Here is a 15294-nt window from a genome sequence, read left to right as displayed (position 1 = left end):
CCAGTCCTCTCACCAGGCGCGGTTACGGCCCATGTCGAGCCCGCGCACCCGATCTGGTTCCGCGGTGGCGAGTCAGCGGGTTGCGCCTCGGTCGCGGAACCGTTCCCGGAGTTTTCTGGGCCTCGTCAGGGGAGGCCGTACCGCTGCTTGATTGTTCTGGCCTCCTCCTCGCTCACCTGGCGAGGGGTGATGGCCAGGGTCCTTCGCAGGTCGGAGATGATCTTCTCGCCCGCGCCCCGGACCCGGGTGCGGTGCTGGACGAGCTGGGCGTCGAATTTCTTGGCGGCTGGTCTCGTCCACACCGTGCCCTCGTGGAAGTCCCGAAACGGGGTCTCGATACCGCTCTCGATCTCCTGGACCAGCGGCTCGACCGTTCGGAGGGCCTCTCCCAACGCCGCGTGGAGCGGATTGGGCACCAGCTCGGCCATGGGGTCAGTCCTTCTTGGGGGTGGGGGTCTTCGGTGTTGGGGACGGCGCGCTGGCATCGGTGAGCAGCTTCGGCGCGATCAGCTTCATAAGCGCCAGCACATCGGCGGCGTTGTCCCGTCCCTTGGCTCCGATCTCCATCTGGATGCTTATCTCAGCTTTGCCACGTACAAGCAGCGCGTACGCGTCGTTGGTTTCGCTGTCCGAGGGCTTGAAATAAGAGCCGATAACCCCAGGAAGTATCTCTGGTAGCGGCAAGGCGCCATCTTCGATCTGCTCCTCAACCACCCCTGAGTATCCTCCCGGAGTAAGGTTGATCAACAGCACCTTCAGCCGCTCGCCCTCTCTCTGATAGATCGCGCAACTCCCGTCCCCCAGACCTCCCGCACTCGTAAGGTCGAAGAAGCCACGTACCAGTGGATCGCGTACCCCGGTCATCAACTCCACCGCCCTCAACGGGATGTGCTCACAGAGGTACGGAGGTGCGGCCACCGTCGGCATCGGACTGCGATCGACCGGCACCTCATCGTTCTGACAGGCCGTTAACGTGACTAGGACGCAGGTCAGCACAGTGGCTACGGTGAACACTCTTCGCATCACGAGCCGTACTGAGCGAAGCCGTTGGTAAATCCCTGATGCAGACGACTCTCCACATCCAGCCAGGGTTTTCCTGCCGGGCCTCCATAGAGCCAGCGGTCGTAGGCCTCGACCCGCCGATACTTGTCGGTGCTGTTGGTAGCCGTTTTGTCGATCATCTCGTCCATGGTCATGAGGGTGCGGCCGTCGTCCTTGAGGAAGTTGTTGGGGCTGTCGCGGGGGTCGTCCCCCTTACCCAGACCCTCCAGGGTGGCCCAGGGATGGTTTCGGGCGGCGGGCTCGGCGGAGCCGAAGAGCCCGTTTTTGAGCATGGCCTGAGCGGCAAGATCGTGCACGAGCCCTCGGGTCTTTTCGACGGCGGCATTGGCGTCAACGCGGGCGTTGTTCTCCTCCCTCCCTTTGGCTATCTCTTCCGCCATCCCGGTCCAGGCTCCGATGACACCGGTGGTAATCGGCCATGTCCCCGACTGGGGCAAGGCGAGACCGGTATTGACCCCCGCTATGAGCATCTTCATGTTGCGCTTCTGCGCCTCGTCCAGATCCTTGCCTTCTTCGATCTTCGCCAGGCCCGCCGCATCGGTGATCATTCCGAAGCCTGCCCCGACCACTTTTGCATTGGTCAGGAATGTTTCGCTGCCCCGCCCAGCGGCCATCTCAGCAGCACCGTGATTAAGGAGTAAGCCCGTGAACGCCGTCTGAGCGGCCAGAACAGGAGCGAATGCCTTGGTGTCTGTGAACGCCTCTTTCATCACCTGGCGTAGTTCTCCCGTGTTGAACTCGGCGCCCCAGGGGTCAGGTCCCGGTGTGGCGAGGTTGTCGGCACTTCGCACGCCGAACGACTCGGGGTCGCGGCCTCGTTGAGCGATGTGGTTGATGTCACTGATGTAGCTGGCCAGGATGCGCCCCATCGATGTGGCGCTCACGGAGGAGCCGGGGAGCTTGCCGTCCTTGATCCGTACGGCTTCCAGGTGGACGGTCTCCGAGGCGAGCTTGGCCGAGAGGAAGCCGCGTGAGGGGTTCTGCGGTGAGCCGTCGTGGTCGCGGAAGGTGAGCGTGGCGGCCTCCAGCGCCTTGCCCAGGGCCACGCGTCGTCGCCGAGGCGCCGTTCGGTCAGGAAGCGTTTCAGCATGGTCGGGTCACCCGCGAAGAAGTCCTGGGCGGCCACCGGATCACGGCTGAGCCCTTCCAACAGGGCCGTCATGACACGCGGATCCAACATCACCCTTCGCGATCGGCGGCCTCGATCTTCCTGGCGGTGGCGAGGAGGAAGGCGGTGCTGAAGGTGCCGTGCTTGAGGGCCGCCGCCGTGGCGTAGCCCTTCTCCCAGCCGATGTAGCCGGTCGTCCGGCCGACTTCGAGGTCGGACAGAAGCTCCTTGTGCCAGGCGTCGCCCAGTCGGGGGGTCGCCGTGCCGAGGGCTTTTCCGAGGGCGGCCTGCAGGCGCTCCGCCTTCTTGTCGTCCCTGAGGTTCGCGGTTTTGACCATCAGTTCGCGAAATCTCGCCGTGCCCAGCGTGTTCATCAACGTGGCGGCGAACGTCGCGTCCCCCGTCCGCTTCTCCAGCCCTTTCAGGAGCTTCTCGTCGATCTCGCCGTCTTCGGCGGTCTTGCCGAGGCCGAGGGTCGCCGCGTAGACGTTCGGGTCCTGGCCGGCCTTGCCGTACAGCGTCTCGTCGAAGGCGGCCAGCCCGCTGGGCGTCTTGGTGGCGGCGCCCCACTCGGTGAGCTTGGTGCTGATCGTCTCGTTGCGGCGTCGCAGGTCGGGGCGGCTGGTCTCGATCCAGCTTTGCATCTCGCGCAGCGCGCTCAGCCCCGAAACGTCCAGATCGAACCGTTGCAGGGTACGGCGGATCTGCGGTTCGTTGCGGCCGAGCGCGTCCTGTGCCCGGCCGAGCCCTCGCTCGAAGTCGTTCATCCGCTCGGGGTCGATCCCCGAATACTCGCCGTTCACGCTCCGCGCCGGAGCCGCCGGAGAGCTCTGCGGCGCGGGGGAGGGCACGGCGGGGGTCGGCTGAGCGGTGCCGGTCGGTGGGGCGGAGGGTCGCGGGTCAGGGGCAGCCTGGGGGGAGGGCGAAGGCGCGGGATACGGATGGGTCATGAGGACGCTGGACTCCAGCTCGGTCCGTGAAGGTGACAGCTCCAGCGAATATATTAATTTCAATCTGTCTATCTCGTAAAGATATTCGTTGAAATAGGCATAATCGATAATTATGTCGCTTTGAAATAGGTGCTCACCTGGGCGTAAGTACCCCAGCTCATCGGTCTGTGTCGCCACATGAGGGGCTGCTTCAGGCCATGTCTGGATAGGTGGCGTTTTAGCTGGATGGTCCACGCGTTATCCACAGAATCGCGTTCGGCTCGTTGGCGATCACCCCATCCCGCCGATCCTGGGGCCTCGATCCTTCATCGAGCCCAAGGAGGGCGTGCGTGATCACGGCACTCGTCACCGTCACCATCCTCTCGGCGGCCATCGCGGGAAGCTCCCCGTTTCCCGCGCCCCGCCTGTCCCCGGAAGCCTGCGACGCCTGGGGCCGCCTCCTCTCCCTCTCCCCGGCAGCCCCGCCGGACGGCACCCCTCACTGGCTGCCGGAGGAGATCCGCGCCGCCCTCTTCGCCGCCTGCGAGCCACGGTCCCCGTTCTCGCCGGACGCGGGCGGCGGCCGATCGACGTCCTCATGGGGCTCCTTCCCGGCCCCGGCCACGGCCGCATTCCTGGCCCCGCCCCCGCCCCTGGCTCTGGTCGGCGAATGGCCGCCCAAACCCTCGAAAGCGGACGACGAATGGGTGTTCGACTCTTCTGGTCCGGAGACGGTAGGGCCGGTGGAGCCCTCAGGCACCTCGGACGTGTGGGCCGGCTCGTCCTCTATGGCGGAGCGGAGGGATCCCCGGGCCCTCTCCGTGCCGGAGTCCTCACAGGCGGGTGCCAAGCGGTCGCAGCGCCCCTCTGAGGGGTGGAAAGCGCCCTCCGGTCGAGGATCGGTCTCTTCCCGGGGGAGAGCCTCCTCCCGGGGGAAGGCCTTCCCCGGCGGGCGGGCGGTCCCTTCCCAGGGGAAGGCCCTCTCCGGCGGGCGGGCGGCACCTTCGCGAGGGAAGGCGGGGTCCTCGCGCGAAGGCGCCTTGGCCCTGCGGGGCCGGATCGCGGCCGCCACGGCGCTCCGCCAGGTCGGCAGGCCATACGTATGGGGCGGCGGTTCGAGCGCGGGCCCGACCGGTGGGGGCTTCGACTGCTCGGGGCTCGCCCTGCACGCCTGGGCCAAGGCCGGGGCCAGGCTCACCCACTACACCGGCACCCAGTTCAGGCAGGGCGGCCGGGTGCCCTTCTCCCGGCTGCGTCCGGGAGATCTCGTCTTCTTCGGCGGAGGCAGCGGCGACCCCACCCACGTGGGCGTCTACGTCAAAGACGGTGTCATGGTCCACGCCCCCAAGACCGGCGACGTCGTCAGGACCGCCGACTTCGCCGCCTCGCCCTACTACCTCTCCCGCTACCGAGGCGCCGTCCGCCCCACCCCGCGCTGACTCGCCCCACCCCGCGTACTCGCCTTGCCCGGCTGGCCCGCCTCGCCTGGCGCCGTCTCGACCCCGTCCGGCGGCGTCCCGTCCCGCGCGGCGCGGGCCTGTGACGCCCCGCCAACGCCCGGCCGTCTCAATGACCTCTCACCCTCGGCTCTCTCGCCGTCCCCGGACATGCTCCGGAGATCACTCGCCTCCCTAACCGAGTGTCGGTTTCCCTCAGGATGCTGGTAATGTAATCACGCGTTGGCCCCCTTAGCTCAGGGGATAGAGCACCGGCCTCCGGAGCCGGGAGCGCAAGTTCGAATCTTGCAGGGGGCACCAAGCCCTAGTCGGCGGATCCAGTCGCTGACCAGGGTGAACGACAGAGAAACGGGCGGGTCTCCAGTCTCACGGAGTCCCGCCCGTCCTCATTTGCGCTCATTGGCTGTGGACCGGCTGTGGACCGGATCTCACGGGGTTGGCACGGCCCCTGTACGGCGGTTGTTCTGATCTTGACGGCCATCCGGGCACAGGGCCGAAGCGTTCTCCGCTGATGAGGGCATCGCAGGGATGACGTAGCGCGGTGACGGAGGCATCCCCGGGGTGGAAACGACGAACGCGACCCCCGATGATCGTTGGTTGTCTACGCCAGTCGATCAAGAACAGGGGCCGCGTTCGCGTGCCATCATCCCCGATCAACATGCTCGCCCGCCACTTCGAGCGCCTCACCCCCGCCGACCCGCCCGTCAGCCCGCCCGCTGACCTGCTCGATCTGCCCACCCTGACCGAGATCCTGGACACGATCCCCGACCCGCGCAGCCGCCGTGGACGCCGCTACCGGCTCGGCCCCTGCTCGCGTTATCCCTGCTCGCCGTCCTCGGCGGAGCAACCTCCCTCAAACAGATCACCCGCATCATCACCGGATACGACCCCGCCCTGCGCGCCCGAGCCGGCCTGCCCGGCCCCATCCGCCTGGCCGCCAGCACCCTGGGACGCCTGCTCACCCGCCTGGACGGCGACACCTTCGACACCGCCGTCTACGGCTACCTGACCGCCCTCACCGTCAGCCCGCCCACCACCGACCCGCCCGCCACCAGCGCATCCCCACACCGCGCCTCGCTCACCGGCCTGGCCCGCCTGATCGGCTGGACCAACATCGCCGCCGCCACCGACCACTACCGCAGCCACCCAGCCGACGGCCTTCAGCTACTCGGTTTCACCACATGAGAACGCTTCGGCCCTGCTTGGAAAGATGTCACGATCGCCGCGAGGACCACCGGATCGTCCACGCGTCGCCGCTCACCCTTTCCAGGGACATCACAGTCCAGTCCTTAAGAAAAAATCTAGAATTTTGTAATCTTTTCGACATCTTCGCGACACTCGGTCGTTCTTTTAAAGTGAAGCGAAAAATCATCCTGGCCATTACCGGAAGCAATAAGGCCGAGCTGTTGATCATCCCTGTGAAATGTGATCGACTCGGCGTTCGGCCCCCAATGAAACGAGGCTTCCGGTGCGATTACCAAAACTCCCGATGCTGCTGCTCGTCCTCACGCTCGCGGTCAGCGGTACGACCACCTCGGCGCATGCGCTCACGCTCTCCTCGGACGATCCGCCGAAGCCCGGTGAACAGGTCGAGAAGGAGCCCTTCGGCTACCTCTCGCCCGAGACAAAGAAAAGAATGGACGCGCAGGAGCCGCTTCGGCGGGCGGCCAGGCCGATCATGGACGCTGTTCTTTCCAGCAAGGAGGACCTGGGATTCGCCGGGCTCAGGCTGGAAGACGGCTTCGTCCAGGTCTGGTGGAAGGGAGACGTTCCCGCTCACCTGCAGACGGTTCTTGCCAAGGCGCGGCTGAACGCTCAGGTAAAGGTGGAGCCGGCCCGGTTCTCCCGGGAGGAACTCAGGGAAACCGCGACGGCGATAAGGAAAGACCTGGCCGTCAACCCTCGCGGGCCACTTCATGCTGTCGGCATAGAGTCCGACGGCAGCGGGGTCTACGTCGAGACCGAAGCCTCCCAGGCCAGGAAGGATCTCAGTAATACATACGACTCGCTTGATTCTTCCGTGCCCATTGTCGTCAAGATCGCCGAGCGAGCGGTTACCGCCGGGCGTATGAACGACACCGCGCCGTTCTACGGAGGGATGAGTATTCGAAGTGACGACGGTGCGACCTGTACCTCGGGGTGGCCGGTGGCGGCGACGAACAACGCCGCCTTTCATTACCTGCTCACCGCAGGACACTGCACCGGCATGTACACACACTGGCGAAACGGTGATCGCTCCACGTACGTCGGCCAGACGCTCCTCGAAAGAGCCGACCACGACCTGGCGCTGATTCAAGCTCCAAGCGGCACGGGAAGGTATATGTGGGACGGCGGAGTGCCGGGAGGATGGAACACGTCGGGCGAGTTCTCGAAGCAAATCGCAGGCTGGGACCACGTGTACGAAGGACAGTGGCTCTGCCAGTCCGGGCAGACGAGTGGCGCGGTCTGCAGCTTCGAGGTCGTGACCAGCGGGGATTATGCTTACTGCGGTAGTGACGCATACGGCAACTACGAGTGCTACTACGACCTGTTCCGTGCCAACCAGTTAAACGGGCAGGGGGCACGCGGCGGCGACAGCGGAGGGCCGGTTTTCTATCCGAACACGGGCGGGCAGGTTCACCCGGTCGGCGTGACATCCGGGTCTAGTTCGGGCAGCCTGATATTCCAGGACATATTCACTGCGCTGATGGATTTCCCGATACAGATGCGAACGTACTGACGATCCGCGAGCAGGTACGACTGGGAGTGAAACTCCGCCGGAAGCGGTGATCTCATGGCATTTCAACCGGCACGGGATTACCGTGCTGATCGACAACGACCCTTCCCCCCAGTGGCTGATCGATTCGTACGGTTGCTTTTTTCTGTATCGCGAAGGCCGGCCCGTCGCAGTCGGACCGCGCGGTACTCGATTCACCGGTAAAGATCACCACGGCTGACCGGAGTTGACCGGCTTCTAAATGATCGCCCCCCGTTGAGCCGTCGCAGGGGTCCGGGGCGGCGATCATTTCGAAGGAAAGTGAGGTTTTCGACGGGTCCAGAGAGACACGGTCGATTGCCGTCGACCGCCTTGTCTGCCCCAGGCGCCAGAACGCGTCGGGTGTCACCGCCGGCCAGCTTACCGATCCTCCCCTGTCCGTACGGAAGCTCCATGAGGGAAGTGACAACGAGCCCCTGTCCGTCATCCATTCCAATTGATCCAGGCGTGCCTCGACGACGGTCATGGTCTCGCCGGGCAACTGCCGAAGCTGTTCCGAAAGGCGGGCAAAAGCATTTGCGGCTGATATCTGAGTAAGATTCACCCTGCCTCCGTGGAGGAGGACCTCCCGGCTTTCCGGCGGATCATCGGACAGTTTCTCCCGCAAAGTGAACCGCGTTCCCGGCTTGGCGTTTCCCGTGGCTTTCGGGAGATCATCGACGATGACTATCGGACGTGGATCGCGCGCGTACGGAAAATCGCGCCATTGATCCGCTGCCACGGCAGGATCGCCGCCCGCCCCCCAGCCGGCACAGGCCGACACGAACACAGTCACGGAGCACAGGAGAATAATTTTTTTGACGGGGTGAATGTCGTCCATGCCTGGAACGCTACTTCACGGGAGGATGCCTGGCCAGTGCCGGATAAGCGATGACACATATTGCAGGGCAACGCGTGGTTTCTCGTGACGAGGAGCCCTTTCATTCCGGGCGACGGCTTCTTCCGTCCAGTGGCGGCCCCCCGTGCGCCGCAGGGCCGAAGCGTTCTCCGCTGATGAGGGCATCGCAGGGATGACGTAGCGCGGTGACGGAGGCATCCCCGGGGTGGAAACGACGAACGCGACCCCCGATGATCGTTGGTTGTCTACGCCAGTCGATCAAGAACAGGGGCCGCGTTCGCGTGCCATCATCCCCGATCAACATGCTCGCCCGCCACTTCGAGCGCCTCACCCCCGCCGACCCGCCCGTCAGCCCGCCCACCACCGACCCGCCCGCCACCAGCGCATCCCCACACCGCACCTCGCTCACCGGCCTGGCCCGCCTGATCGGCTGGACCAACATCGCCGCCGCCACCGACCACTACCGCAGCCACCCAGCCGACGGCCTTCAGCTACTCGGTTTCACCACATGAGAACGCTTCGGCCCTGCATCCGGGCACCTGGCGTGGCGCTTGATCGGAAATCTTGCATGTTCCGGCGGAACGGAGGCGGAACAGAGCCGTACTGCCGTCGTTTCTGTACAAGACAGCCGCGGTGGCCGCTTCCTAGCATGCATGGGCATGGGCGCTCCGCCGCAGTGCGTCGGCATGGCGCCGCGGCCCGCCTATCGATTTATCTGGCGATCTCGTCGCCTGACCATGGGGAGAACAAGTACATGCGTGATCTGGTCTATACCGGGTTCGTTTCGCTCGACGGCGTTGTGGACTCTCCGGGCGGTGGGCCGAACGAGGAGCACCGCGGCGGTGGCTGGGTGATGGACGTCGAGTTCCTGCCCGAGGCCTTCTCGCTCAAGGGTGAGGAGCTTGAGGATACGACGGCACTGATGTTCGGCCGCCGGAGCTACGAGGTGTTCGCGCCGGTCTGGCGCGACTCGGATGACCACGCCGCCTACAAGGAACTGCCCAAGTACGTGGTCTCGACCACGCTGTCCGGCGACGCCCTCGTCGAGGGATGGGGCCAGACGACGATCCTGCGCTCGGTCGATGACATCGCCGCGCTCAAGAAGAGTGAGGGTGGTGCGATCTTCATTCATGGGAGTGCGGAGCTTGCCCGGCGGCTGTCGGACGCGGGCCTGATCGACCGGTACAACCTGCTCGTCTTCCCCGTGCTGCTCGGAGCCGGGAAGAGCCTGTTCAGCAGGGAGGACAAGGCCAAGCGGGCACTGACCCTCCGGGAGTCCGCGGCCTACCCGAACGGCATCGTGAAGCTGATCTACGACGTCGTCGGCTGATCCAGGTTCAGGGCGATCGCACCGCCGGCGCCCTCGCGGAGTTGTCGCGTCGTCCGGCCGACGTACCGGCGTAGCGCGCGGGCCAGGTGCGGCTCGTCGAAGTACTCGAGCCCGGAGACGACATCGACGATCGGGGCGCCGGCGGCCAGGAGCGCCGAGCCCTCGCGTGCGCGTTCGATCTGCCGTACGGCGCCCTGGGTGAGGCCGGTTGCCGCACGGAACCGGCGTTCGACGGTGCGTTCCGAGACCGCCGGGCGGTGACCTCGGCGCACTTCGGTGACGAGCGGGTCACGGATCACGACTCCGGAGCGGACAAGACGGTCGACCAGGGCCTCGGCGTCGTCAGGGCCGGGCGTCTCCCAGCGGACGCCGTCCAGCCGGAAGGTCCTGCGCGTGGTGTCGGGGAGTTCGGTGCCCCCGTCGACCAGGGTCGGCGTGGGCACGGCCCGGAGCGACGTGCCCACGGCGAATTCGATACCGACGAAGGTCGCGTCCTCCGGCACCGGTGCGGTGCCGGTGCTGGTCTCGGGGCCGGAAATGCTCGCGTACGCCGTGCCCTCGCGCTGCCAGAACACCAGGCCCCAGCACACCGCCGCGACGGAGGTCATCTCCGTGACCCGCTCGCTCGTGCAGGTCCACACGGTGTCGACCCACGATGAGTCGGACACGCGTGTTTCCAACCGCAACGGCACGGGAGAAGGATACGCGCTGCGATCTCCCTGTTCATCCCGTTTTCGGCCGTCGTATGTCGACGCTCGACAGGTCGGGCAGGTGGATGCCGGGCCGCCGGAACGGTGCCGGGGGCCGGTTCGTTACAGGGAGACCAGACATCCGGCCGATGCGGCAGGGCGTGACGACAGGCGGACAGAGTCTCAGCAGGATGACGGCGGAGGCGCGGTCGTCGTCTCGTTAAGGACGATCTTTCGCCGTCTCACGGCGGTGAATGATTTCGCGGAGTTCCCGTTCCGGAAAGGTTGCTCGATGCGTGCTACCACGGATGCCGATGTGCGGCGGGTGTTCGACCGGATGGCGGATCGGTACGACGACCAGATGCGGGTCTGGGAGCGGCGCCTGTTTCCGGGGAGCCGGGAGTGGGCCGTCGGGCAGGCGCGCGGCCGCACCGTGGAGATCGCCGTCGGCACCGGGCTCAACCTGCCGCTGTACGGCGCCGACGTCACGGTCGTCGGGATCGAGTTGTCCGAGCGCATGCTGGAACTGGCGCGGCGCCGGGTGGTGCGGGAGGGTCTCGGCGAGCGGGTGGAGTTGCGGCAGGGCGACGTGCAGCGCCTGGAGTTGCCCGACGGCTTCGCGGACACCGTGCTGTCCACGTTCACGATGTGCACCATCCCTGACCCGGCGGCCGCGGCGCGCGAGGCCTACCGCGTGCTCAAGCCGGGTGGGCGGTTCGTGCTGGCCGAGCACGGGCCGTCGAGCAACCCGATCATCCGGGCCGGGATGCGGCTGGTGGAACCGGTGTTCGTACGGTTCGAGGCCGACTACCTCACCCGCGATCCCCGGCCGTTCCTGGAGCAGGCCGGTTTCCGGATCGAGTCGGTGTCCCGCATGACACGCGGTGTCAGCTTCCGGGTGCTGGCCGTCCGGCCGTGACCTGCCGCCCGTCCATCCGCGGCTCCGGTGCCGGTGAGGCGCCGGGCCGTTGTGGCATGGTGCAAGCATAAATAAGCATCCATGAGGAGGCGCGCGTGACGTACGTCCTGCGGGAGATCGCCAGCCAGCCCGCGTGCTGGCGGCAGGCGCTGGATCTCGGCGCGGCGAACCCGGCGGGCCTGCCGGAGGCGGGTGAGCGCGTCGCCGTGATCGGCTGCGGCACCTCGTACTACATGGCGCAGGCCTACGCGGTCCTGCGCGAGCGGTCGGGGCAGGGGGAGACCGACGCGTTCCCCGCCTCCGAGCTGCCCGCGCGCCGCTACGACCGGCTGGTGGCGATCACCAGATCCGGGACCACGACGGAGGTGCTGCACGCCCTCGGCGCGGCCGGCGACGTCCCGACGGTCGCCGTCACCGCCGACCCCGCGACCCCGGTGACCGGCCTGGCCGGGACGGTGATCGCGCTGGAGTTCGCCGACGAGCGCTCCGTGGTGCAGACCCGGTTCGCCACCAGCGGGCTCGCCCTGCTCCGCGCGCACCTCGGGGAGGCCCCCGCCGACCTGGCGGCCCAGGCCGAGACCGCGCTCACCGCGCCGCTCCCGGAGGGGGCGCTCTCGCGGCGGCAGTTCACCTTCCTGGGCAGCGGCTGGACCAACGGCCTGGCCCAGGAGGCGGCCCTGAAGCTCAGGGAGGCCGCGCTGGCCTGGTCGGAGGCGTACCCCGCGATGGAGTACCGGCACGGGCCGATCAGCATCGCCGACGAGAACAGCCTGGTGTGGTTCTTCGGCGGCCAGGAGGAGCTGCTCGACGACGTCGCCCGCACCGGCGCCCTGACCACGGCCACCGCCCTCGACCCGCTGGCCGACCTGATCCGGGCCCAGCGGCTCGCGGTGGAGCTGGCCCGCTCGCGCGGCCTCGACCCGGACAGCCCGCGCAACCTGACCCGCTCGGTGATCCTCCAGTAGTCATGGGCGAGATCGTCACCGTCACCCTCAACGCCGCGCTGGACGTCACCGTCCCAGGAGACGTAATGCCGCTCGCCACGACAGCTGGAACTGCGACGCCGTCTCCCAGCCGGTCTTGACGCTGCCGCGCGGGATGAGGAGCTTGTCGCCATGACGGTCGAGGCTGACGTCCGGCTACTGTCCGACGGTGGCGACCCCGAGCAGGACTCCTCCCGGCCCTGACGGCACCCGCCGCCCCGCGCCCGCCCTGACGCCCGCCGGTGGACCGCCGGGCGCGGGCGGAGTGCCGGGCGCGGGCGGTGTCAGCCGATCCACGCGCCGGTGGTGAAGTTCCCGGTGTTGATCGCCATGACCGGGATCATGATGGCCATGCTCACCAGCCACACCCAGGGTCTTCGCACCCCCGCGACGCCGATGGCGATCCACAGGGGGAACCAGGTCAGCGACCCCCGGCCGATCGACATGTAGAACGACGAAAGGGTGAGGAAGGACAGCACCTGGGGGGTGATGTACGCGAGCTCCGGCCACTTGCGCCGTACCGCGAGGCAGCCGGCCAGCACCAGCAGCACCGCGGCCGAGATGATCTCCTCGTAGTAGGACGTGGTGAGTGAGGCGACGTCGTCGGACATGCTCCAGGTGTTGGCGAGCGCCTCCCACGGCCAGACGGCGTGCCGGCCCCAGAACCGGTCCTGCACCGAGTTGTAGGCCAGCCAGTCGCCGGTGCGGGTCCACTGGTAGACGCTGTACAGCACGAGCGGCACACCGGGGAGCGCGAGCCAGGGCAGCAGGCGCCACCCGCCCGGGCGTTTGCGGCCGTTCTCCGCCACCAGGAACATGACGAGCAGCCCGAAGGCCAGGAACAGGCCGGAGATGCGCACCGTGGCGGCTCCGGTGGCGCACAGCGCGGCGTCCTCCCAGCGGCCGTTCCTGGCGAGCAGCCACGCCGAGACGGCCAGGGCGAGGAACAGCGCCTCCGAGTAGCCGGAGTACAGGAACACGGCGAACGGGCTGAGGAACAGCGCCGCCACCGTGTACCGGCCGCTGCCTGCCGCGTACGTCTCGGCGAGCCGCGACAGCGCCACCGCGAGCACCGCGCTGGCCACCAGCGAGATGATCATCGTGGCCAGCCGGCCGTCCTCGACGACCGGCCGCATCACCTTGATCAGTATCGCCATGCCCGGGAAGAACGCCGGCAGCTTCCCGGCGTCCTGCATGCCCGGGGGGCCGTCGTAGCCGAACTGGGCGATGGCGATGAAGTTCTCGGCGTCCCAGCGGGTGAACCGGTTGAGGAAGGGGTCGGTGGTCCGGCCAGGGCCGGCCAGGTAGGCGTAGATCAGCACACCGACGTGCGACAGCGCCCAGAGGAGCAGGGCCAGCCGGTCGCCGGGGTCGGTCAGGAACCTGGGCACCCACCGCCGCCCGGCCACCTCACCGGTTGACTCGCCGGTCGTCTTGCCGGAAGTCTCGGCGGTCGTCTTGCTGGAAGTTTCGCCGGTCGTCTCGCCGGTGGTCTCGCCGGGACGTGCGCCGGGTTCCGCGTCGGCCGGTTCCGGCTCCGTTATCTCCACCGGCCCGGCGGGCGCGCGATCAGTCACGCGAGAATCCTTATATAGCCGCAAAATCCGGGCAACCGGTTGCCCACGGCATGATCCTTCCGTGCCGGCCCGTCCCCGCTCGTCTCCTGCGAAGACCACTTCCGCCCGGTGGCGGGACGCCCCGCCCCGCCGTGAAACTTCCACGCGGCGCTAGCCGCCGTGCCCGCCGTGGAAGGGGCATGTCACGCCCTCGTACCGCAGATGCAGGGCCATCCTCTGGTCGGCGTGCGCGAGGTTGTGGCAGTGGTTCATCCACACGCCGGGATCGGCCGCGCGGAACGCCACCTCCCACACCTCGCCGGGCCGTCGCCGCCGGCTCAAGAAGATCAACATCGGAACCGCGCTGAACGTCGCATTCACCGGGGCGCTCCGCGACTCCTTCGCCGGCGGATCCTCCGGTGCCGACCCCCGGCCCCGCCGGGGCCTACTGGAGCCCGCCGGGGCCCGTGTTCAACGTCGCCGGACGGCGTTCAGGAGCCAGCGGCGGACCACGGCCAGCGCCAGCGGCACCGGCACCGTGCCCGCGCCGAGCCCCACGTCGACCAGCAGGTCGAACACCTCCTTGCGGCGGGCGGCGGTGTCGATCGCGGCGTCGATGAAACCGGGGGACTGGGAGGCGAGGGCGAGCACGTCGGTGGTGCGCAGGTGCCGCCCGAGGGCCTTCCCCAGCCCGCGCCGGTACGCGGGCAGCGGGTCGCCCGCCGCCTGGACGGCGGCCTCCCCGGCGAGCCGGCCGGAGAGCAGCGCGTAGAAGATGCCCTCGCCCGTGAGCGGGTTGATGAGACCGGCGGCGTCACCGGCGAGCAACACCCGCCCCGAACCCGGCCTCGGACGGCCGGGGGACAGGGGCAGGTGGTGGGCGCGCAGGTCACGGGCGCTCACGTGGGGCAGCAGCTCGGCGAGCCGTCCGTGCAGCACCTGGCGGCCCGGCAGGCCGGTGGCGTGCAGCCGGGGCAGCAGCATGCCGTAGCCGACGTTGGCGGTGCCGTCACCGATCGGGAACGACCACGCGTACGCGGGCCACCCGTCCCGCTGCATGAAGATGGACTGGACGTCGTCGTCGTCGGCCACGTCGGCGTAGCCGCGCACGGCGATCGCGGTGTGCCTCTCGGGGGAGGGGGCGACGCCGATGAGACGCCGCACGGTCGAGTTGGCCCCGTCCGCGGCGACGACGGCGCGGGCGGTGACGGTGCCGTCGAGAACCACGCGATCGCCGAGGACGGCGAGCGCGCGGACCTGGTGGCGGCGGACCTCGACGCCCCGGGCGCGGGCGGCGTCGACGAGGCGGGCGTCGAAGACCTTGCGGGGGACGACGTGGTTGGGCCGGGCGGAGGTGGCCGAGACGCGCGCGCCGCCGGGGGAGACCACCGCCAGGCGCCGCGTCGGCCGGTAGTCGGCGATGAGGTCGGGGACGCCCAGCAGGGCGAGCTCGTCGCGCCCGTGGGCGGCGATGCCGTCGCCGCAGGCCTTGTCGCGCGGGAAGTCGGCCCTGTCGAGCAGCAGGACCCGCGCCTCCGGTCTGAGTTGTCTCGCGCGCAGGGCCGCGGCCGCCCCCGCGGGCCCGCCGCCGACGACCACCAGATCCCACACGTCATCCACCCCGGTGAGCCTTCCCCCGTACGTCCGGGGGAACCGCCGTCGCAGGCG

Annotated in this window: 15 protein-coding genes and 1 tRNA gene; 7 read left to right on the top strand and 9 right to left on the bottom strand. The window is 68.1% G+C overall.

Annotated elements, in window-relative coordinates:
* Positions 1-125 precede the first annotated feature (125 nt).
* From ACTOQ2_RS06795 to ACTOQ2_RS06780, 4 genes are all read right to left on the bottom strand, one after another.
* The gene (locus ACTOQ2_RS06795; RefSeq protein ID WP_440098850.1) at positions 126-428 is read right to left on the bottom strand and encodes a hypothetical protein; all 303 of its coding nucleotides are present in this window, start codon (positions 426-428) and stop codon (positions 126-128) included.
* A gap of 4 nt (positions 429-432) precedes the next feature.
* Complete coding sequence (locus ACTOQ2_RS06790) at positions 433-996, bottom strand: hypothetical protein (RefSeq protein WP_440098849.1); 564 nt, start codon at positions 994-996, stop codon at positions 433-435.
* Positions 997-1022: 26 nt separating this feature from the next.
* Positions 1023-2108: a hypothetical protein gene (locus ACTOQ2_RS06785; RefSeq protein WP_440098848.1), complete on the bottom strand. Its 1086-nt coding sequence runs from the start codon at positions 2106-2108 to the stop codon at positions 1023-1025.
* Between the two features lie 133 nt (positions 2109-2241).
* Positions 2242-2973, bottom strand: a complete 732-nt coding sequence (locus ACTOQ2_RS06780) for a hypothetical protein (RefSeq protein ID WP_440098846.1) — start codon at positions 2971-2973, stop codon at positions 2242-2244.
* A 1166-nt stretch (positions 2974-4139) separates the two neighbouring features.
* Between ACTOQ2_RS06780 and ACTOQ2_RS06775 the strand changes: the two genes are divergently transcribed.
* The 3 genes from ACTOQ2_RS06775 (at position 4140) to ACTOQ2_RS06765 (ending at position 7275) form a co-directional block, all read left to right on the top strand.
* Positions 4140-4538: a C40 family peptidase gene (locus ACTOQ2_RS06775; RefSeq protein WP_440098844.1), complete on the top strand. Its 399-nt coding sequence runs from the start codon at positions 4140-4142 to the stop codon at positions 4536-4538.
* A 243-nt stretch (positions 4539-4781) separates the two neighbouring features.
* Positions 4782-4856: transfer RNA gene (locus ACTOQ2_RS06770), tRNA-Arg, on the top strand.
* Between the two features lie 1189 nt (positions 4857-6045).
* On the top strand, positions 6046-7275 hold the full coding sequence (locus ACTOQ2_RS06765; RefSeq protein ID WP_440098843.1) for a hypothetical protein: 1230 nt from the start codon (positions 6046-6048) through the stop codon (positions 7273-7275).
* Between the two features lie 52 nt (positions 7276-7327).
* Here the strand turns inward: ACTOQ2_RS06765 and ACTOQ2_RS06760 are convergent, their stop codons facing one another.
* A complete protein-coding gene (locus ACTOQ2_RS06760; protein ID WP_440098842.1) occupies positions 7328-8131 on the bottom strand; it encodes a hypothetical protein in 804 nt (267 codons plus the stop codon).
* Between the two features lie 299 nt (positions 8132-8430).
* Here ACTOQ2_RS06760 and ACTOQ2_RS06755 point away from each other — a divergent pair, with 299 nt between their 5' ends.
* Together ACTOQ2_RS06755 and ACTOQ2_RS06750 are read left to right on the top strand one after the other, a co-directional pair.
* Positions 8431-8661: a hypothetical protein gene (locus ACTOQ2_RS06755; RefSeq protein WP_440098840.1), complete on the top strand. Its 231-nt coding sequence runs from the start codon at positions 8431-8433 to the stop codon at positions 8659-8661.
* A gap of 242 nt (positions 8662-8903) precedes the next feature.
* Positions 8904-9479 carry a dihydrofolate reductase family protein gene (locus ACTOQ2_RS06750; protein WP_440098838.1) on the top strand — a complete coding sequence of 192 codons (576 nt, stop codon included), beginning with the start codon at positions 8904-8906 and terminating at the stop codon, positions 9477-9479.
* Here the strand turns inward: ACTOQ2_RS06750 and ACTOQ2_RS06745 are convergent.
* Positions 9461-10147 carry a helix-turn-helix domain-containing protein gene (locus tag ACTOQ2_RS06745; protein ID WP_440098837.1) on the bottom strand — a complete coding sequence of 229 codons (687 nt, stop codon included), beginning with the start codon at positions 10145-10147 and terminating at the stop codon, positions 9461-9463. The two genes, ACTOQ2_RS06750 and ACTOQ2_RS06745, sit on opposite strands and share 19 nt — an antisense overlap.
* A 313-nt stretch (positions 10148-10460) precedes the next feature.
* On the opposite strand from ACTOQ2_RS06745, the gene ACTOQ2_RS06740 reads away from it, so the two are divergent.
* A complete protein-coding gene (locus ACTOQ2_RS06740; RefSeq protein WP_440098835.1) occupies positions 10461-11087 on the top strand; it encodes a class I SAM-dependent methyltransferase in 627 nt (208 codons plus the stop codon).
* Positions 11088-11182: 95 nt separating this feature from the next.
* A complete protein-coding gene (locus tag ACTOQ2_RS06735) occupies positions 11183-12052 on the top strand; it encodes an SIS domain-containing protein (RefSeq protein WP_440098833.1) in 870 nt (289 codons plus the stop codon).
* Positions 12053-12354: 302 nt separating this feature from the next.
* On the opposite strand, the gene ACTOQ2_RS06730 is transcribed toward ACTOQ2_RS06735, so the two are convergent.
* The 3 genes from ACTOQ2_RS06730 to ACTOQ2_RS06720 all read right to left on the bottom strand — a co-directional run bounded on the left by ACTOQ2_RS06730 (position 12355) and on the right by ACTOQ2_RS06720 (position 15246).
* Entirely contained in the window at positions 12355-13647 is a 1293-nt protein-coding gene (locus tag ACTOQ2_RS06730; RefSeq protein WP_440098831.1) for a mannosyltransferase family protein, read from the bottom strand.
* A gap of 150 nt (positions 13648-13797) precedes the next feature.
* On the bottom strand, positions 13798-13980 hold the full coding sequence (locus ACTOQ2_RS06725) for a multicopper oxidase domain-containing protein (protein WP_440098830.1): 183 nt from the start codon (positions 13978-13980) through the stop codon (positions 13798-13800).
* A 117-nt stretch (positions 13981-14097) separates the two neighbouring features.
* The gene (locus ACTOQ2_RS06720) at positions 14098-15246 is read right to left on the bottom strand and encodes an NAD(P)/FAD-dependent oxidoreductase (protein ID WP_440098828.1); all 1149 of its coding nucleotides are present in this window, start codon (positions 15244-15246) and stop codon (positions 14098-14100) included.
* Positions 15247-15294: the final 48 nt, after the last annotated feature.

The sequence above is a fragment of the Streptosporangium sp. H16 genome (genome assembly GCF_051918855.1).
GTDB lineage: Bacteria > Actinomycetota > Actinomycetes > Streptosporangiales > Streptosporangiaceae > Streptosporangium.
This window is presented reverse-complemented; position numbering and strand designations above follow the sequence as displayed.